The sequence below is a fragment of the Petrocella atlantisensis genome, from assembly GCF_900538275.1.
Taxonomy (GTDB): Bacteria; Bacillota; Clostridia; order Lachnospirales; family Vallitaleaceae; genus Petrocella; species Petrocella atlantisensis.
The window spans coordinates 3,491,789-3,510,551 of record NZ_LR130778.1 but is presented as its reverse complement, the minus strand read 5'-3'; the positions used below and the strand labels follow the sequence as shown (position 1 = coordinate 3,510,551).

Annotated in this window: 19 protein-coding genes; 1 reads left to right on the top strand and 18 read right to left on the bottom strand. The window is 39.0% G+C overall.

All coding sequences use genetic code 11. The features are described 5' to 3' along the window. Positions 1 to 11: 11 nt before the first annotated feature. The 17 genes from PATL70BA_RS16100 to mtaB all read right to left on the bottom strand — a co-directional run bounded on the left by PATL70BA_RS16100 (position 12) and on the right by mtaB (position 17,062). Entirely contained in the window at positions 12 to 1,085 is a 1,074-nt protein-coding gene (locus PATL70BA_RS16100) for a type II secretion system protein M (protein WP_125138345.1), read from the bottom strand. Beyond that, entirely contained in the window at positions 1,082 to 2,668 is a 1,587-nt protein-coding gene (pilM, locus tag PATL70BA_RS16095) for a pilus assembly protein PilM (protein ID WP_172596302.1), read from the bottom strand. The genes PATL70BA_RS16100 and pilM overlap by 4 nt, the downstream gene beginning before the upstream one ends. A 33-nt stretch (positions 2,669 to 2,701) precedes the next feature. Then, on the bottom strand, positions 2,702 to 3,442 hold the full coding sequence (locus PATL70BA_RS16090) for a prepilin peptidase (RefSeq protein WP_125138343.1): 741 nt from the start codon (positions 3,440 to 3,442) through the stop codon (positions 2,702 to 2,704). 3 nt (positions 3,443 to 3,445) lie between these two features. Next, positions 3,446 to 3,880 (bottom strand): prepilin-type N-terminal cleavage/methylation domain-containing protein, encoded by a 435-nt coding sequence (locus PATL70BA_RS16085; RefSeq protein ID WP_125138342.1) that lies wholly within the window; start codon positions 3,878 to 3,880, stop codon positions 3,446 to 3,448. 101 nt (positions 3,881 to 3,981) lie between these two features. Further along, a complete protein-coding gene (locus tag PATL70BA_RS16080; RefSeq protein ID WP_125138341.1) occupies positions 3,982 to 5,193 on the bottom strand; it encodes a type II secretion system F family protein in 1,212 nt (403 codons plus the stop codon). A 243-nt stretch (positions 5,194 to 5,436) separates the two neighbouring features. Next, positions 5,437 to 6,489, bottom strand: coding sequence for a type IV pilus twitching motility protein PilT (locus PATL70BA_RS16075; RefSeq protein WP_125138340.1), 1,053 nt, complete (start codon positions 6,487 to 6,489; stop codon positions 5,437 to 5,439). A 22-nt stretch (positions 6,490 to 6,511) separates the two neighbouring features. Beyond that, on the bottom strand, positions 6,512 to 8,212 hold the full coding sequence (locus PATL70BA_RS16070) for a GspE/PulE family protein (RefSeq protein ID WP_125138339.1): 1,701 nt from the start codon (positions 8,210 to 8,212) through the stop codon (positions 6,512 to 6,514). A 67-nt stretch (positions 8,213 to 8,279) separates the two neighbouring features. Next, positions 8,280 to 9,521 (bottom strand): peptidase U32 family protein, encoded by a 1,242-nt coding sequence (locus PATL70BA_RS16065; RefSeq protein WP_125138338.1) that lies wholly within the window; start codon positions 9,519 to 9,521, stop codon positions 8,280 to 8,282. Then, positions 9,514 to 10,176, bottom strand: a complete 663-nt coding sequence (locus PATL70BA_RS16060) for an O-methyltransferase (RefSeq protein ID WP_125138337.1) — start codon at positions 10,174 to 10,176, stop codon at positions 9,514 to 9,516. The genes PATL70BA_RS16065 and PATL70BA_RS16060 overlap by 8 nt, the downstream gene beginning before the upstream one ends. A 473-nt stretch (positions 10,177 to 10,649) precedes the next feature. After that, on the bottom strand, positions 10,650 to 11,780 hold the full coding sequence (mltG, locus tag PATL70BA_RS16055; RefSeq protein WP_125138336.1) for an endolytic transglycosylase MltG: 1,131 nt from the start codon (positions 11,778 to 11,780) through the stop codon (positions 10,650 to 10,652). A 6-nt stretch (positions 11,781 to 11,786) separates the two neighbouring features. Then, positions 11,787 to 12,140 carry a YlbF family regulator gene (locus PATL70BA_RS16050; RefSeq protein WP_125138335.1) on the bottom strand — a complete coding sequence of 118 codons (354 nt, stop codon included), beginning with the start codon at positions 12,138 to 12,140 and terminating at the stop codon, positions 11,787 to 11,789. A gap of 138 nt (positions 12,141 to 12,278) precedes the next feature. Next, positions 12,279 to 13,946, bottom strand: a complete 1,668-nt coding sequence (locus tag PATL70BA_RS16045) for a ribonuclease J (RefSeq protein ID WP_330510082.1) — start codon at positions 13,944 to 13,946, stop codon at positions 12,279 to 12,281. Positions 13,947 to 13,991: 45 nt separating this feature from the next. Then, positions 13,992 to 14,441, bottom strand: a complete 450-nt coding sequence (locus tag PATL70BA_RS16040) for a Fur family transcriptional regulator (RefSeq protein ID WP_125138334.1) — start codon at positions 14,439 to 14,441, stop codon at positions 13,992 to 13,994. A gap of 104 nt (positions 14,442 to 14,545) precedes the next feature. Then, positions 14,546 to 14,812, bottom strand: a complete 267-nt coding sequence (locus tag PATL70BA_RS16035) for a DUF1292 domain-containing protein (protein WP_125138333.1) — start codon at positions 14,810 to 14,812, stop codon at positions 14,546 to 14,548. A 14-nt stretch (positions 14,813 to 14,826) separates the two neighbouring features. Continuing rightward, complete coding sequence (gene ruvX / locus PATL70BA_RS16030; RefSeq protein ID WP_125138332.1) at positions 14,827 to 15,243, bottom strand: Holliday junction resolvase RuvX; 417 nt, start codon at positions 15,241 to 15,243, stop codon at positions 14,827 to 14,829. A 119-nt stretch (positions 15,244 to 15,362) separates the two neighbouring features. Continuing rightward, positions 15,363 to 15,626 (bottom strand): IreB family regulatory phosphoprotein, encoded by a 264-nt coding sequence (locus PATL70BA_RS16025; RefSeq protein ID WP_125138331.1) that lies wholly within the window; start codon positions 15,624 to 15,626, stop codon positions 15,363 to 15,365. Positions 15,627 to 15,760: 134 nt separating this feature from the next. Beyond that, entirely contained in the window at positions 15,761 to 17,062 is a 1,302-nt protein-coding gene (gene mtaB / locus PATL70BA_RS16020; RefSeq protein WP_125138330.1) for a tRNA (N(6)-L-threonylcarbamoyladenosine(37)-C(2))-methylthiotransferase MtaB, read from the bottom strand. Positions 17,063 to 17,222: 160 nt separating this feature from the next. Here mtaB and PATL70BA_RS16015 point away from each other — a divergent pair, with 160 nt between their 5' ends. Beyond that, positions 17,223 to 17,456 (top strand): HPr family phosphocarrier protein, encoded by a 234-nt coding sequence (locus tag PATL70BA_RS16015; RefSeq protein WP_125138329.1) that lies wholly within the window; start codon positions 17,223 to 17,225, stop codon positions 17,454 to 17,456. Between the two features lie 119 nt (positions 17,457 to 17,575). On the opposite strand, the gene thiI is transcribed toward PATL70BA_RS16015, so the two are convergent. Then, positions 17,576 to 18,757: a tRNA uracil 4-sulfurtransferase ThiI gene (thiI, locus tag PATL70BA_RS16010; RefSeq protein ID WP_125138328.1), complete on the bottom strand. Its 1,182-nt coding sequence runs from the start codon at positions 18,755 to 18,757 to the stop codon at positions 17,576 to 17,578. Positions 18,758 to 18,763 lie beyond the last annotated feature (6 nt).

Below are 18,763 nucleotides of genomic sequence, written 5' to 3'. Positions count from 1 at the left end.
AATATTCCACCTTACCTTATAACATTACCTTCTGTAGATACAATGTTAAGTCTTGGTTTTGTAGGATCTTCTTCTATTCTATTAATATACAAGGGCAACTCAGTCTGATTGACGATTGTCAGGTTCATGCCTACTTGGTCATTGGCGTCTACACGGTTTGAAGCGTAGAGATCCAACTCAAGGGCTTGTCCCACTTCAAAAGTTTGACGACTCATGGTCGAACCATTCATCTCATAGGTAGCGTAATACTTGTCGTTTTCAATGAAGATTCTAAGGTTGGCTTGTACCACACCATCCACATCCCCTGTTACATAACTTCTTTGGCCGGGGTCATTGGTGAGACCTATGATTTGAGCATAGCCATCTGCCCTCGTTGGTTTCAAAGTTATGAACAAATCACCGGTACCATCGGTCACACGATTGGTGACCGTCTGTGGGGTGACGCGTAGATTAGGTGAATCAAAGGGTTGTGCTTTTCCTTTTGGAACAGTATTAAAGATAACCGGTTCAACTTCACGATCTTGGCCTACTAAGCCATACATATTCATAACCAAAGTCGTCGTAATCTTATTTTCTTCCTCTAAAAGATTCATGCTTAGATTGGTCAGTACCGTACGGTCTTCGTAATTACCGATATATCTTAGAAAGGCTTTTAGATCCGTATAACTTAGATCCAGATTCGATACCACATTCTGCCTGATGGCCATCTCTGTTGTCGCATCATTTAGTTCATTGCTGTAAGCCAATGTTTCTACATTAGAAAAAGTTACAGAACCAAAGTTAATGTCTGAGAATGCGTCTTCAATGTCAAAAAGTAGCTTGAATGCCCGTTCTTGTGTCAGTTCTGCCGGTAATACTTCTTGAATCTCATCAATACGTGTTTGAGCAGCTTCTGTCTCTTCAAGATAAGCCGGCATCTTTTCATACTCGACCCTGAGGGTGGCTACTCTTTCTTCGATGGTTACCAGCTCATCTTCTAATGCTTGTTTCTTAATGGTAATCGGGCGATACACAGCATAATAAAGAATCAACCCTATAATGGCAATACCAAGAATTCCAAGTAATCTTTTATCTCTATTGCTCATTGCGCCACCTCCTGAACAACATAATCACAGGCAATGGAAAAGGCATAATAGGAATTACCTGCCGTACTGCCTTCTACCTCATTGAAGCTGGGCACATACACCTGACTAAATACCGGTTCATCATTAAGTGTCATGTTTTTTAAAATGGTAATAAAATTAACCATCGTAAGCTTATCGGAAGCGATACAAGAAATCAGTATGCCCTCTTCTGAATTGTTCATGGTCAAATAACTAACACTTGTCGGAATCTCTGCTTCCATCTTCTCTAACAGATCTGCCATAATCTCAGTGCTTGATGAAGAGGTGGTCATAATGGATTCATGAAACGCCAAAGAGGTCATGGTCCTGTTATAGTCTTCCAGTACCACTTCTGCTATTTGTTTCTCTTCAATCTCAGCCAAAAGACTTTCTTTCTCTTTTTCAAGATTCCTAAGACCCATATAAGGTAGATATACAGCCACAGCTACCAATGCAAAGGCCAATAGTGCCAACTCTATTTTAAGGCGTTTGGATACTTTGAGTTTGTCCTTGTTTAAGACATGAATGGGTAGAAGATTCATTTCAGAATAAATGGCACCAATTGCGTTGGCGTAATAAACACTGTTTTTTGCATAATTGTCATCACTGGCAACCACCCTTGGGTTTTCGCTTAAGATGGTACAAGTCATGTTAAAATAACGTTCGACGTAGGCAGCAATACCATTAATGCCTGTACCACCGCCAACAATATAGATGTGTTCAATGCTATCTTTATTCCTAGAGGCATAATAATCCATCAGTCTAGAGACACCGTTTAAGATCTGATTTAGTGCTGAAGATACATCGTTACTTAGAAAATCATTGGTCTCCGGTTCATAGGTTAATAAGGACTGCTCTGCAGCAATCTTCATCGCTTCTTTTAGATCGACGCCAAAGTGGTTTTGAATACTCGTGTTAATGACCTTGGTACCATAGACCAAGTTACGGTTGAACTTCACAACCTTTTTGCTCATAACGGTTACCATGGTACTGTCACTGCCAAGGTCTAGAAGCATATAAGTATCTTCGATGTCCAAGTGACTGGCGAAATTAATAATACTGTTGCCACCATAGTCGATTCCTCTAACCCTAAGGTTCAAGGACTCGGCTAATTCAACATAGCCGTCCATGAGTGTGGATAATGCTGCCACAAGGTTCACCTTGGCTTGCATACCTTCACCATGATCCACCCGGTCTATGATTCTATAATCTAGAGTATACTCTGCCAGATTCACAGGAAAATACTCATCTGCATTCATACGTATCAGCGTGTTCAACTTCTTAACAGGTAGGTCCGGTAGATCCACCTCTCTGGTAATAATCTTACTAGACGCTACAGTAAAGATGACATCTTTTGTTTTGATGCCTTTTTCTCTTAATGCTGCGCTAATAACGTCTCCAATATCTGTAACGCCTGAAATAACCCCATCACTAATGGCATTCTCCGGTGTGTCTATGAGTAAACTGTGTCCGATTTTTATAGTGTCTTTATTTCTTACATAATCAACAATTTTGATTTTTTCATTTCCGATATCAATGGAAAGCCCTCTTTTTGGATAATTCACTTGACCCCTCCTACCCAATTCAATAACATATACTTACAATTTTACGAGTTCGATATACCAATGTATAATTTGTTCGCCAAATAGCATGGCTGTCATAATCCCAGTGGCTAAAAACGGTCCAAAAGGTATGGCTTCTCTAGGTTTTATAATCTTAAGTGCAATGAGGCTTATGCCAATAACCGAGCCCAGTATGGCCCCAATCATAAGGGCCAGTAATATCTTGTCCCATCCAAGTAGGAGTCCTGCCGCAGCCATCAGCTTAATGTCTCCCATACCCATACCGTTTTTTACTATTAGACTTAGAAGGATTAATATGCCGCTGACGATAAAGAAGCCTATAATATGTCTTAGATAATGCCCCGTTAAGAACGTCTGCACGACACCTAATACCAATATAAACAGTACCAGACCATTAGGTATAATCTTATACCTAAAATCAATCATGAAAACCACCAACAGCGCTGAGAACAAGAGGCAAGCTATGACCGTTTGCCAAGTTAAGCCCAAGTATAGATAAATACCCAAATAGGCTGCTCCGTTGAGCAGCTCTATGATTGGGTATTGGAAAGATATTTTTGTCTGACATGACCGACACTTGCCACGAAGGATGATGTAGCTCAGTAGAGGTATAAGATCATACCACTTCAATACATAACCACACTTAGGACAATGAGAACGGTCAAAGGTAATACTTTCATGCAAAGGTATTCTTAAAATACATACATTAAGAAATGAGCCGATGATGATGCCGTAGAGCAAAAATAGGATAATCATGATTTAGTTAGGGAATAATAGAGCTCCACCAACAGCATCAGCTCTTACTTCAATCGCACCTGTAGTACCATCAAGTATTACAAAAAATTCATCTCCAGTACCATTATCTTTCGCTTTGATTAATGGAATTTGACCATTTAACTTTGCTATAGCACCGTCGATTATATCATCCGCATCCGTTGCTCCAGCGGAAGTATCAAAAACTTGAGAAACATCTACACCCTCTAAAGTTGGGTTTTCAGCAATTGCCATAGCAACTGCATCAGCTATCAACTTGGCATTAGAAGTATCAGTACTTTTGTTTGCCTTATCAATGTTACCTAGTAGAGTTGGTACGGCAATCGCTGCAATAATTGCTAAAATTGCGATGACGATGATGAGCTCGATCAGTGAAAAACCTTCTTCTTTCTTAAATACACGCTTGAATAATTCTCTCATAATTTAATCTCCTTAGTTTTAGTTTTTATTTTTGATGCATGGCTGATCTAGTTTTGCCCTTATGCTCTCTCCATAAGTTGGCAGCTTGGACTTCACCTTGGTTAACTGTAGTTACTGACACCGTCGTACATCTGGAACATGGGTTGAATGATGGAGATGACCACGAAGCCGACCACAACGGCCAAAACAACGATGATCAAAGGTTCCAACATGGTGGTAAGTTGAGATACAGCGGTTTCGACTTCGGTGTCATAGAAATCAGCCACTTTGTCCAGTATGGGCTCTAGTTGTCCTGTGTCTTCACCTATACGCACCATATGGGTAATCATGGGAGGAAACACACCCATTTCTTCTATGGGCTTAGATAAAGGAAAGCCTTTACTGACTTGATCCTTGGCATCCATAAGACCTTTCATAACCGAATGGTTGTCCACCACCTTGGAGACCACTTCTATGGCTTCAAGTAAAGGCAACCCGGATGCAAGTAATGTACTCAAGGTTCTAGCAAATCGTGATGCCACGACTTTGGTGTTAAGGGGTCCAAACAAGGGTGCTTTAAGCTTGAGACCGCCCAGTGTCATTTTGCCGACTTCAGATTTTGAATAATAAGTGATACCACCGATTGCCAGCAGTACAACCATAATAAGGATGTACCATTTGGTAATGACAAAGTTGCTCATGGCCAGTAGCATTCTTGTGGTTAAGGGCAATTCCATGCCCATTTCACTGAACATTCCTACAAAAGTTGGTATAACCACCACCAAGAGTAATATAACCACCCCTAGAGATATGAAGGACACTACAAGTGGGTAGGTAGTTGCTTTTTTGATGCTCTGTTGAAGCTTGAATTCTTTCTCAAAGTGGGACGCCATACGACTTAAGGCCACTTCAAGGTTACCGCTGACTTCACCTGCTTCAATCATGTTAATAAGAATGGCCGGGAAAGTCTTTGGATGTTTGGTCATGGATTTGGATAAGGATTCACCCTGCTCTACAGAACTGTATAAATCCGAGATAATTTTTCTAAAATGCTTGTTCTCGGTTTGTTCTCTCAAGAGATGTAGAGCTTCTAGTACACTGATACCTGCAGATAATACAGCCTCAAACTGTTGGCAAAATATTGTCAAATCTTTTGTCTTGACAGGATTGCCAATGACAAGGTCTTTTTGCAGGTTTCCCTCTTCAGTTATTTCCAAAGGATAAAGTCCACTGTCTTTTAGCATCTGAGTTGCCGTTTTACTACTGTTGGCTTCTAATCTGCCTTTTTTGACTTTACCAGCTTTGTCCATGGCTGAATATAAATAATTAGCCATATCACGCCCCCTTATTCCTGTTCTTAATTCAGGTTAACGACAATCATCTAAGGAACGGCCCAATTCCTTCATACATCACTTTACTCAACGACATATAAGCAAATACATCATGTCATAGTAACATATTGTAGACAATTATCTATCATATACTTCATTATATCACCTATTGGGCCTATGTAAATAGTCATTATGCCTTAGGTACTTAGTACTAGAGACTTATTTGTTATTTTATTAATAAACTTCCTACATTCTTCTTTCAAGATTAGCAGGATCCTGTGCAAAGGTTAGAGCATCATCTCTGGAGATGCTGGCGGTTCTAAGCAGCTCTAAGATGGCATCATCCATGGTTTGCATACCCAATCTTTTGTTGGTCTGCATAATGGATAGGATCTGATGGGTTTTGTTCTCACGAATTAGATTACGCACCGCCGGATTGGCATGCATAACTTCAAAAGCCGCACATCGTCCTTTGCCATCGAGGGTCGGTATAAGTTGCTGAGATACCACCGCAGTTAATACTGCAGACAACTGAACACGCACCTGTTGTTGTTGATGGGGTGGAAAGACGTCTATAATCCTGTCAATGGTGTTGGTCGCTCCGATGGTATGCAAGGTTGATAATACAAGATGGCCTGTCTCTGCTGCCGTTATGGCAATGGCAATGGTTTCAAGGTCCCGCATCTCACCTACAAGAATCACGTCCGGATCTTGTCTAAGTGCTGCTCTTAGTGCATTGGCATAACTGAAAGTGTCCAAACCGATTTCTCTTTGATTGACGATACTTTTTTTGTGCTTATGCAGATATTCTATAGGATCTTCAAGGGTTATAACATGAGCACTCCTACGCTGATTAATCTCATTAATAAAAGAGGCTAAGGTTGTGGACTTACCACTACCTGTTGGTCCTGTTACCAGGACTAAGCCTCTTTTCTTGGTATAGAGATCCTGAATTGAGCTTGGCATGCCCAGTGCTGTCGGACTAGGAATTTCCGAACCAACAAGACGAAAGGCTGCCGCAACGGAGCCTCTCTGCATAAAAGCATTTACTCTAAATCGTCCCAAACTGGGTATGGCAAAAGAGAAGTCTACTTCTCCGTTTTTGTCAAAAACTTTTCTTTGTTCTTCTATCATGATAGGAAGAATCAAAGCTTTGGATGTATCCGGTAGCATGATATCGTAGGGTAGGTATTCAAGATCACCGTTGATTCTAAGTATAGGCGGTACCCCTACGGTTATATGAACGTCGGAAGCTTTTTTATCTTTGGCTAAGCCAAGAAGTTCTTCGATGGTAATCATACATTCTCCTCCTTGAGCGATATTAATCTGTGCCGTAAGCTATTCTAAGCAACTCATCCACTGTGGTAATGCCATCCATGACCAACCTGGTTGCGTTAAATTTTAAGGTTTTCATACCTGTATTCATAGCTACCTTTCTTATATCGTCAGCATTACCTCTTTTATTAATAATGTTTCGAATTTCATGGCCTACAGGCATAATCTCATAGACACCAATACGCCCCATATAGCCGGTATGGTTACATACATGACAACCAACAGCTTTGTATAACTGTAGGTCATCTTCTTCTGATATGTTAAGGATATTTTTTTCAAATTCAGTGGCAGGGGCTTTTGTACGGCATTTGGGGCATAGTCTTCTGACCAAACGCTGGGCAATAACACCTACTACGGATGCTCCGATTAAGAAAGGCTCTATACCCATATCCATTAGCCGGGTGATGGAGCTTGGTGCATCGTTGGTATGCAAGGTACTCACAACAAGGTGACCTGTTACAGATGCCTTAACAGCGATTTCTGCTGTCTCACCATCACGTATCTCCCCGATCATGATAACATCCGGGTCTTGTCGTAAGATGGATCTAAGGGCTGTTGCAAAACTAAGCCCCGCCTTGACATTAACTTGAACTTGATTAATCCCTTGAATCTGGGATTCCACTGGGTCTTCAACGGTTACGATATTAATTTCTTCATCGTTAATCTCATTAAGAGCTGTATAGAGGGTTGTTGACTTACCACTTCCCGTCGGTCCTGTTACGAGAATGATACCAAATGGATTGCTTAATATATTTTCAAATTTCTCCAGATCATCTCTGAAGAGACCAAGTTCACTTTTACCTTTGTTAAAGCCTTCTTTTGAATTGATCCGCATAACCACTTTTTCACCATAGGTGGTGGGAAGACTGGATACACGTATATCATATTCCAGACGGTCTACGGTAATCGAGATACGCCCGTCTTGAGGTTTTCTTTTTTCGGCTATATCCATACCGCCCATGATCTTAATTCTAGCTACAATAGCAGATAATAAGGAAGGCTCATATTCAAAGAGTTGCTTCAAGTTACCGTCGATGCGATACCGAACACGAATTCTCTTTTCATAGGGCTCGATATGAACGTCACTGGCTCTATTATGTACCCCTTGTTCTAATATGGTATTAACCAGCTTTACAATCGGTGCATTCTTAACAGCGGAATCCGAAGCACCTTCTAGATCTTGAAGGCCTTGATCGATTTCCGTGGAATGCTCTGCCTTATACTGCTCTGCAGCTTGATTGGCTTGTTCCTTACCATAGTGTAAATCAATGGCTTTTAAGACCTGATCCTCAGTTGCCAACATAGGAATAATATCCTTACCGGAGAAGATGCGCACATCATCAATGGCAAAAATATTAAGAGGGTCTTCCATGGCTACATATAATTCAGTTTCTGTAATTTTTATGGGTATTAAAAGATGACGCCTGGCCAGTGTTTCTGTAATGACACTGGTCGCGTCTTTATCAATATTATATTCTGTTAAATCAACATAAGGGATACCAAGTTGGTATTCCAAAACTTCATTTATATTTTGTTTGGTGACATAACCTAGACTAATAAGGGTTTCACCGATCTTGCCACCATCGGATTTTTGATGACTGAGTGCGGTTTGAAGTTGTTCCTCTGTGATAATACCGTACTGCAACAACAAGTCCCCAATACGCAACTTCTTCTTGAAATTCCTCAATTTGATTGCTCCCTCTTTTTAAGTTCTCTCACATGTAAACCCTAATTGAAACTGCCAGTAACTACCGTCAAGCGCTATCCTGATCTGCCGGTCTTCTAATGATTTCATTTGGTAATATTTCGAAATCCACTTCTATCCAGATGTCTTGTTTCGGATGCGGTGCTTCCCTGACGATTTCTCCTTCTATATTGTACATCGTATCTACAATAAATTCAATATTTTTACCATTTGTTTTAAGAACTTCTAGTGTATCGCCGACAACAAACTTATTCCTTTGTTGTATATGGGCCAACTTTTTAATAGGGTCATAGTCAATACCCTTGCCTACAAAGGTATAACTACGGGTATAGGTGTTGCTTGTATAAATCTGCTCATCCCCATCCGGCTTACCAAAATAAAACCCGGTTGTAAACTGCCTATGAGTGCATTTACGCACTTCCGCCTCATAATAGGCTAACTTAGAAGCGTATACATCAGGATCGCTGAAATAGTCATCTATGGCTTCACGCCATGTTTTTGTGACGGTTGCGACATAGAGGGCTGTTTTCATCCGGCCTTCAATCTTAAAACTATCAATCCCCGAAGCCACCAATTGATCGATATGGCTAATCAAGCATAGGTCCTTAGAATTGTAGATATAAGTGCCCCGTTCATTCTCATAGACTGGCATGTATTCACCTGGTCTTGTTTCCTCAACAAGATGGTAAGTCCAACGACAAGGATGGGTACAAGCACCTTTATTGGCATCTCTTCCACTCATATAATTGCTAAGCAAACATCTACCGGAATAAGATATACACATGGCGCCATGAACAAAGGCTTCAAAGTCTAAAGTATCCGGTACTTTTTGCTTAGCTGTGGTAATCTCCTCAAGAGACAATTCTCTTGCAACCACCACCCGTTTCACACCTTGTTGGTGCCAAAATTGCATGGTGGCATAATTGGTATTATTGGCTTGGGTACTTAGATGGAATTCCATATCCGGCATAACTTCTTTGGCTACCATGAGCATACCCGGATCCGCTATAATCACACCATCCGGCTGTATTTCAAGGAGCTCTTTAAAGTAAGCCCTTGCCTGATCAATGTCTTCATTATGGGCTATAATATTGGCGGTTACATATACCTTGACCCCATGCCCATGAGCATAGGTTATACCTTGTATCATTTTTTGTTGATCAAAGTTTTTGGCCTTTGCTCTAAGACCAAAAGCTTCACCGCCGATATACACAGCATCTGCGCCGTATGCTACGGCTATATATAGATTCTCCAAGCTTCCTGCCGGGATTAATAATTCTGGTTTATTCATTTTTGCTCCTTTTTTTCATACTAACAGTGGCACCGTCTGCAATCGGTAAAATAGATGTTGTCAAGTCTTCATTGTTAGATAGTGTTCTGAGAAACTCACGCATCCGACCATGAATGGTTCTTTGTCTTCTTGTTACGGCAAATCTGGATTTGGCTACAAGACCTTCCTGCAAAACATTGTCCGCAATAAGTATACCACCTTCTCTTAGGAGTCGCATGGTATCTTCATAAAAATTCATATATTGCCCTTTGGCTGCATCCATGAAAATCATGTCAAAAGGCTCTTTTAAGGTTTTTAGAACTTGAACTGCATCCCCTTCCATGATGGTAATGTTTTTTTCAAAGCCAAATTTTTTAATGTTGATTTTGGCTTGTTCAATCATCTTATGGGATCTTTCAAGGGTTATAATTTGAAGTGGTACTTCTGATGCCAATGACATGATAATAGAGGAATAGCCAATGGCGGTACCGATCTCCAGTATCCGTACAGGGCGATTCATCACAACCATAAGGCGTAGAAAGTCTTCCATTTCATGCTTGATAATAGGAATGTTATGGGCTATTGCCTCTTGATATAGAGCTTCGAGCTTACTTTCTCTATCCGGTTTTACAGACGCTAAATAGGCTCTTACTTCCGGATTGGTTATAGGTATCATAATTGTGGCTCCTTTGTCATACTTGATTCTAGTAAAGGGATTGTCATTGTGACAATCCCTTTATGTTTAAAGAGGTTTGAATTTCTATGTTGGGTTATCTCTGGCCAACTTAACTTTCCCAAAGAATTTCTAAGCTCTTGGCTGGCAAGCCAGCCTAATCCACCGCGGATGAAATTCATCCTTAACATAGTACTCTAGGAAAATCCTATTTTATCTTTCAGCTTTGAAACATAGCTGAAAGAGTCAAGGACCTTTCCCGCCGTGAACAATTTGCAAGCAAACCGCTACAAAGTCGCTTTGTTCTTGATTACCATCGCTAAGATATTCTATAATGGGTTATCTCTGGCCAACTTAACTTTCCCAAAGAATTTCTAAGCTCTTGGCTGGCAAGCCAGCCTAATCCACCGCGGATGAAATTCATCCTTAACATGTGGATTATCATCGCTAAGTAATTCTATATTGGGAAAGTTAAGTTAATAATTAAATGTATTCGTATATTTGGATTTGTCGTTGACGTGGTCGTCGTAGTCTGAGTTGAACTCGTGGGTACTGGATCCGTCGTCTTTTAATACAAAGTAGAGATAATCATTGTCGTCCGGATATAAGGCTGCATGAATGGCGCCTGCGCCGGGGTTGGCAATCGGACCGATTGGAAGACCGTCGTTTATATATGTGTTGTAAGGTGACGGTGTCTCAAGATCACTGTAGAGTAACCTGCTCCTATGTTTGCCCAATACATATAGAACGGACGAACACATCTGAAGCTTCATATCAACCTTAAGCCTGTTATGAATAATACCGGATACGATGGGTTGCTCACTTGGCTCAACGACTTCTTTCTCAATAATTGAAGCAATGGTTATGACTTCATCCACTGTTAATCCTAATTCTTCTGCTCTTGCATAGTATTCATCTGTCCATATTTTATCCATTTGATCAAACATGGTACTGATGACATCTACTGCTGTCGCATCCACATAGATTTCATATGTACTTGGAAACAAATAACCTTGATATACAATGTTTCGAACACTGTCGTCCGGTACACTTTCTAAGAATTTGTAGCCCCAATTGGTGTTGTCAAGGGCCTCAAAGAATTCTGCTTTCGTACATATACCTTGTTCTTCTAAGGATTCAGCCGTTTTTGCTAGTGTAAGGCCTTCTACTATCGTGAATTTCTTTGTCTCCCTTTTTGCGCCTGCTGTCATCAAGATTTCCATAATGTCTTCTTCACTCATGGCTGTACTTAAAGTATAATCCCCATATTGAAATTTACCGTCATTACCGTCAAATTTTGACTTCATTCTAAAAAACAGACTGCTACCAATCAAACCATTTTCTTCTAAAATACCTGCAATGGTCTCCGTTGTGGCACCTTTTGGTATGACCAGACTTACATTACGTACTTCCTGATTCGCACTAGGGGTTTTTGCTAGTAAATCATAAGCTTCTGCAAAAGCCCAACCGCCGCCCTTGATTAAGATGGCGATTGCCAACACAATAAAAACGCCTCTAATGATCCACTGCATAATTTCTCCAAATATTTTCTTTACCAAGTTTTCACCTTTTTGTTTTTGTTTTTTTTGATTACTTTTATTTTCCAATATGCATCACTCCTGTAGAAAATCTAGATCAAAATCCACTTCTTCAGCAAAAGTGGCTAGTATATCTGTTAACATTTTCGAAACCTTTAATTCTGCTTCAAGAAAAGATTTTACGATGGCTTCATTTAATAGATCATTGTTTTGAGACCTTAAATTCAAGAGATTCTCATAGGCATTAAAATAGCCATACTTGTGTCCTGCTTGAATTTCAAAGGATTTGCGTCTAAACGCATCTACTTGTGCTTTCAATTCCGGTTGTCGTTCTAATATGGATTTATAATTCAGATAATCCACATATGCGTCAGTTTTCTTTATTCGATCAATATATGCTTTTGTCTCATTTTTTAAGTCTTCGTTCATTTTATCACCTACAAATTCAAATTTGACCTTCTATCATTATAACCACTCTTCATTCATGTGTCAAAACTAATAAATCTAACCAGTATTAATTTAGGGAATTTTATATTCTAAAATTCCCCAAAAGTTTTTTCTATGAAATTATGCGTCTACTTCCATGATCACTGGTAATATCATAGGATTTCGTTTGGTTTGAACCCATAAATAATCTCTTAGGGCATCCCTTACTGACATTTTTATTTTATTCCAGTCTCTAATATTTTTACGACTGCATTGGTCAAGCGCCTTTACAACGACTGCTCTGGCTTCAACCATCATATCACTGGATTCACGTACATAAACAAATCCTCTAGATACAATATCCGGTCCTGCCAGAACTTCTCTTGTTTGTTTGGACATTGTAATAACCACTGTCAACAAACCATCTTGAGATAATTTTTGTCTGTCTCTTAGTACAACACTACCAACATCACCAACGCCTAAGCCATCAACGAAAATCGGTTGTGAATTAACATGACCTGTTTTCTCGGCACTATGAAAATCTATTTCATACACATCACCAGGTGCTAATATTGTAATACGGTCCGAACGCATGCCTAAAGATTCAGCAAGTTCCGCATGTTTCTTCATATGTCTGACTTCACCATGTAATGGTATGAAATACTTCGGCATGACCAATGAATGAATCAGTTTTAATTCTTCTTGGTAAGCATGTCCGGAAACATGGGTATCTTCAAATATAACTTCTGCACCTTGAGAAAATAAGGAATTAATAACCTTAGATACAGTTTTTTCATTTCCGGGAATCGGTTTAGAACTTAATATTACTTTATCACCTTTTTGAATGTTGATGTGTCGATGGGTCTTAGATGCCATCCTTGACAGAGCCGCCATAGGCTCTCCTTGACTACCGGTTGTAATAATAACAATCTGTCCGTCTCTATATTGACTCATCTCTTCATGCGTAATCATCATTTTGGGTGGCATTTTTATATAACCAAGTTCAATGGCTGTTGCCACAACATTTATCATGCTACGACCTTCGACCACCACTTTACGCTTGTATTTTCCTGCTGCATGTATGATTTGCTGCACACGATCTACATTAGATGCAAACGTGGCAACAATGATTCTTTTCCCTTTGAATTCTGAAAACAATTCATCAAAAGCACGGGCAACCGTGGTTTCAGACATGGTATAGCCGGGTCTTTCTGCATTGGTAGAATCTGCCATTAACAGTAGTACACCTTTTTTACCGATTTCTGCAAACTTTTGTAAGTCAATCGGTTTACCATAAATGGGGGTAAAGTCGATTTTAAAGTCACCCGTATGCACAACAACGCCGACCGGTGTGGTTATTGCCAATGCCACAGGGTCGGGTATGGAATGAGTGGTACGTATAAATTCAATGTTAAATACACCTAGATTAATTTTTTGTCCTGGTGTTATGACGTTTCTATTGACGTCATTTAGAATCTTATGTTCCCTGAGCTTATTCTCTACAAGACCTATTGTAAGCTTTGTACCATATATGGGCACGTTGATATCACGTAGAACATAAGGCAATGCGCCTATATGGTCTTCATGACCGTGGGTCAATACAATACCTCTGACTTTGTCAATGTTTGTCTTAAGATATTCGACATCCGGGATAACTAAATCTATACCTAACATCTCATCTTCTGGGAAGGCTATACCACAATCTACGACTATAATATCATCTTCATACTCGAAAATGGTAATATTCATACCGATTTGTTCTAGTCCACCCAGAGGTAATATTTTCAATTTTGATTTGCTTTTGTTCAAAACTACACCTCCGTATTTTATTCAACTTTGCGTGATTGCAAAGTATTATGATCCTTGTTTTTGTAAGCAAGATTTGCAGACACCATAAAACTTGACCACATGGTCCGTGACCTTAAATCCATACTTCTTGCTGAATGCTTCTTCAAGAGCATCCAACATATCATCATCGACACCCATTATGGTGCCGCATTCTTCACAGATTAAATGATGGTGACGATGTTTTGTTTCCATCTCACCAATTTCATACCTTACAACGCCATCATCTAGGTTGAGCTTATCAATGAGTCCTAATTCCGATAGGAGTTGAAGAGTTCTATAAACAGTTGCCAGACCAATCTCAGGATTAACCATTTTGACCAACTGATGCACTTCTTCAGCGGTTAAATGCTCACCCACTCTATTGTAAAGTGTCTCAAGTACGACACGTCTTTGATTTGTTAATTTGTACCCATTTTCCTTCAGTGTCTTTTCATATAGATCAACAAACTTTATCATTAGCTCATCCCCTAATTCAATAATTTTTTGAGACATTTCTCAAATTAAACCTTTGTCCTATACAGATTATAATGTAGTAATGGGCTTTTGTCAAATAATTGATTTTATAACTCAATCTCAAAATCATCTAAAAATTTTTCAAGTATGGGTACAACCACTGACAGTTCTTCATCATTGTCAACGATTTCATAGATAATATCCATGTCATCTGCTTCTGTTGCTTTAAGAATATATGCAGTCATATCTTCATCTTCTATTTCATTTTCATCTACGACGAGTATGTACGCGACTTCATTGACTTGAGTATTACCTAAGACACAAAATACAACATTTTCTCCTGTTTCTTCAAATGTAAACTTAATTTTATCCATATTGCCTCCGATCTTTAGTGACAATCCAAATAGCCTTGTAAAATGAATACAGCGGCCATTTTATCAATCACTTTCTTTTGTTTTTTAGCACTCATATCTGCTGCAGTCAGCGCACGGCTTGCACCCATGGTGCTAAGACGCTCATCCCATAGAATCACTTCAAGATCAAATTCTCGAATCAGTCTATTCTGAAATTGCTTTGTCTTTTCTACCCGTTCACCTTCAGTATTGTTCATGTTTTTAGGTAGACCTAAAACAATCTTCTCAACTTTATATTGATCTATGATTTCTCCTAGTCTGGCAATGGACGCTACAAGATTGTTTTCTTCCTTGCGCTCGATGGTTTCTATACCTTGAGCCGTCCAACCAAAGGGGTCACATACTGCAACGCCAATCGTCTTACTACCATAATCAAGTCCTAATATCCGCATACTATCTTGTATCCTTTCAAGGAGGTTCTCGCTTATTTAGTTTATAGTTTAACACTATAACCTTACCGACTAAGAAAAACTGTAGAAACCGAGTCTCTACAGTTTTTGATGTTCACCTATTATTTCAAATTATGTTCCACATAATCTTTAACCAATTCTTCCATCAAGGCGTCTCGTTCTATTCGGCCAATCTTTGTTCTTGCATTCTTATGACTGGTAATATATGTTGGATCTCCAGACAGAATATAACCTACAATCTGGTAGTTGGGATTATAGCCTTTTTCATTCAGTGCTTCATAGACTTCTTTAAGTACAATTTTTATTTCGTTTTCAGGCTCTTTATCGAATTTTTTAAAGAAAAGCGTATGCCCAAATTTGCCCACAATTTCACGTCCTAACAAATTACAATTATTTGTGTTCACCAATACAGTTTATAATAAAAACCCTAAAAATACAATCAAAATAATATTAAATTTAAAGTAGACTACATTTACGTGTTGAATATAAAATCGACACTCTAGGTTAATCCAAGTAAACCGTCTCTAAATCGTTGTTTCAAATCAATACTTTTAATGGTATTTCTCTCTAATGGTTGTATGGATAATGTATATACCTTTATATGATTGGTGGTATGACCGACATAATAAACTTGGTTATCTAGGACGACTTGTTCTTCAATCAATACGTTCATCTTTATACCGATAAACTGACCTAAGAAATCATCCTTCATTCCTTCAGCTGCTTTTATAGCTTTGATGCTCCTATTGTTTTTCTCCTTAGGACTCACTTGTTCCTTCATCTTCGCAGCCGGCGTTCCGCTACGTTTAGAATACTTAAAGACATGGACTTCTGCAAAGCCAATATCTTTTATAAACGCCAATGTATCTTCAAATTGTGCCTCTGTTTCAGAAGGAAAGCCTACAATAAGATCTGTTGTTATGGCGCAGGTGGGCATCTTCTCTCTTAATCTATTAACGGCTTGCTTGTAGTCTTGTGTCGAATATTTTCGATTCATTTTCTTTAGGACACCATCATCACCGGACTGCAGGGATAGGTGAAAATGAGGGCAAACCTTATCAAGCTTTGCGATGCGACTGACAAAATCTTTGGTAATTAATGTAGGTTCCAAAGAACCTAAGCGAATACGTAAAATGCCCTCTATTTTCTGCATATCCTCCAATAAGTCTATAAGTCTATAATCATCAAACTGTATACCGTAAGAAGCAAGATGAATGCCCGTTAATACCACTTCTTTATAGCCCTTTTTAGCCAGATCCTGACTTTCTTCAAGAATACTTGATGCAGATCTACTTCTAATCCTTCCTCTGGCATAAGGAATGATACAATAGGTACAGAATTGATCACATCCGTCTTGTATCTTGATATGTGCCCTTGTATGGTCTTGTGTCATACTGATCCATAGATCATCATAGACCTTGTATTGGCTCAGATCAAGGACTTCTGGCTTAATCTTGCTTTCTAAATAGGTTTCAATGACTTGAACCATATTACCTTTATCTGTGTTCCCGATCAGCAAATCAACTTGAATCATTTCAAGAAGTTCTTTGTTGGCTGCTTGTACATAGCAACCGACAGCAACCACCAAACTCTTAGGATTGTTTTTCTTGGCTTTTGCCAGCATTTGTCTGGACTTCTTATCCGCCATGTTGGTCACCGTGCATGTATTAATAATATATATATCTGCCTTTTCAAAAAAGCCAACGATATCATAGCCGAACTGTTCGAACTGGGTCATCATGCCTTCAGTTTCATATTGGTTAACCTTACAGCCAAGTGTATGGAACGCTACTTTTGCCATTTTTTGCCTCTTTCTTTGTTGCTTAGTTATTTAAGATTTATTCTATTTGCCTGAAAGCCTTTACATTTCATAATATTTTTTAGTCAATATTCGTATTGACATCAATTTTCAAAAAGTGTAGTATAAGTGTGTATAAAATAATGTAAAGGAGGACCAAATAATGAAAACTATAAAAGTATCTTTAAATTCTATTGATAAGGTTAAAGTGTTTGTTAATGCAGTAAGTAAGTACGATTCTGACTTTGATTTGGTATCTGGTCGTTATGTCATAGATGCAAAATCTATAATGGGGATTTTTTCACTCGACTTAAGTAAGCCAATTGAATTAATGATTCATGATGATTCTGTCGTAGAAGAAGTTGAATCTGTTCTTCAAGATTTCATCCTCGAATAGTTGGTTAAGGTCTCACAGCTTTAACTTAATTAAGTCAGTAAAAAATCCACTTAGGTGGATTTTTTTTATTCTGCCGGAACAATTTGCTTTGCAAAGCGAGGCGTAGCCTCTTTGTTTTTCTACAAGTCAGGTTCAATCTTAATGACTTCTCTTTGATCGATTGCTCTTTGCAGCATCTCTTCGATATTCTCAAGAATGGCCTCTGAACGCATAATAGATTTGATGTTAGGTTTGGTTACCGGATGCTTTGCCACAAAAATGGTGCAACAGTCTTCATAAGGTAAAATTGAAGTCTCAAAAGTCTCGATACGCTGTGCTATATCTACGATTTCCTGCTTATCAAAACCAATAAGTGGTCTAAATACAGGCATACCGCATACATCATTGGTTGCTGCTAGACTTTGTATGGTCTGACTGGCCACTTGTCCTATGCTCTCACCGGTAATCAGTGCTAAGCAATTATGCTCTCTTGCTATACGTTCTGCAATGATCATCATATAACGTCGCATGATAATGGTTAATTGCTCATGAGGACATTTCTCATAGATATCCAACTGAATCTCCGTAAAAGGGACCACATGCAGATTAAAGCTACCATTATATCTAGCAACGATTTTACCAAGGTCTATTACTTTCTGCTTGGCACGTTCACTGGTATAAGGATGTGAGTGATAATAAACCGCATCAAAATGAACCCCTCGTTTGGCAACCATATACCCTGCTACAGGACTGTCAATCCCACCTGAGAGCATGAGCATTGCCTTACCATTGGTGCCAACCGGCATACCGCCAAGACCCTTAATTTCTTTAGAAAAAATATAAGACTTGTTCCTAATTTCAACATGTACGCGTACTTCCGGCTTATGTACATCTACACTTAACTGATTATAGGCATCTAACAACACACCACCAATATCTCTAGAGATCTCCATTGAATTAAGTGGGTACTTTTTATCTGCACGTCTGGCTTCTACTTTGAAAGTAAAATCATGTTGTTCATAATGTTGATCTAAGAAAGCAACCGCTTGAAGTCTTATATTCTCCATGCTGTTGTCATCTAATATATAAACCGGACATATGCCAATGATTCCAAAAATCATCCGTATACGGTTCATGACAGCTTCATCATCCACATCTGAAAGGGGTTCGCATATAATACGACCTTGTTCCTTAACAACTTCAAATTCACCAAAAGGCTTAATAGCATCTCGTATGTGCTTAACCAGTGCGTTTTCAAAAATATATCTATTTTTACCCTTAAGGGCAAGTTCACCATATTTTATTAAATAACCTTGCTTCATAATTAT

Coding starts and splice junctions, on each gene's coding strand:
- PATL70BA_RS16100 (WP_125138345.1), bottom strand. CDS start 1,085: ATGAGCAATAGAGATAAAAGATTACTTGGAATTCTTGGTATTGCCATT.
- PATL70BA_RS16090 (WP_125138343.1), bottom strand. CDS start 3,442: ATGATTATCCTATTTTTGCTCTACGGCATCATCATCGGCTCATTTCTT.
- PATL70BA_RS16085 (WP_125138342.1), bottom strand. CDS start 3,880: ATGAGAGAATTATTCAAGCGTGTATTTAAGAAAGAAGAAGGTTTTTCA.
- PATL70BA_RS16080 (WP_125138341.1), bottom strand. CDS start 5,193: ATGGCTAATTATTTATATTCAGCCATGGACAAAGCTGGTAAAGTCAAA.
- PATL70BA_RS16075 (WP_125138340.1), bottom strand. CDS start 6,489: ATGATTACCATCGAAGAACTTCTTGGCTTAGCCAAAGATAAAAAAGCT.
- PATL70BA_RS16065 (WP_125138338.1), bottom strand. CDS start 9,521: ATGAATAAACCAGAATTATTAATCCCGGCAGGAAGCTTGGAGAATCTA.
- PATL70BA_RS16060 (WP_125138337.1), bottom strand. CDS start 10,176: ATGATACCTATAACCAATCCGGAAGTAAGAGCCTATTTAGCGTCTGTA.
- PATL70BA_RS16050 (WP_125138335.1), bottom strand. CDS start 12,140: ATGAACGAAGACTTAAAAAATGAGACAAAAGCATATATTGATCGAATA.
- PATL70BA_RS16040 (WP_125138334.1), bottom strand. CDS start 14,441: ATGATAAAGTTTGTTGATCTATATGAAAAGACACTGAAGGAAAATGGG.
- PATL70BA_RS16035 (WP_125138333.1), bottom strand. CDS start 14,812: ATGGATAAAATTAAGTTTACATTTGAAGAAACAGGAGAAAATGTTGTA.
- ruvX (WP_125138332.1), bottom strand. CDS start 15,243: ATGCGGATATTAGGACTTGATTATGGTAGTAAGACGATTGGCGTTGCA.
- mtaB (WP_125138330.1), bottom strand. CDS start 17,062: ATGGCAAAAGTAGCGTTCCATACACTTGGCTGTAAGGTTAACCAATAT.
- PATL70BA_RS16015 (WP_125138329.1), top strand. CDS start 17,223: ATGAAAACTATAAAAGTATCTTTAAATTCTATTGATAAGGTTAAAGTG.
- thiI (WP_125138328.1), bottom strand. CDS start 18,757: ATGAAGCAAGGTTATTTAATAAAATATGGTGAACTTGCCCTTAAGGGT.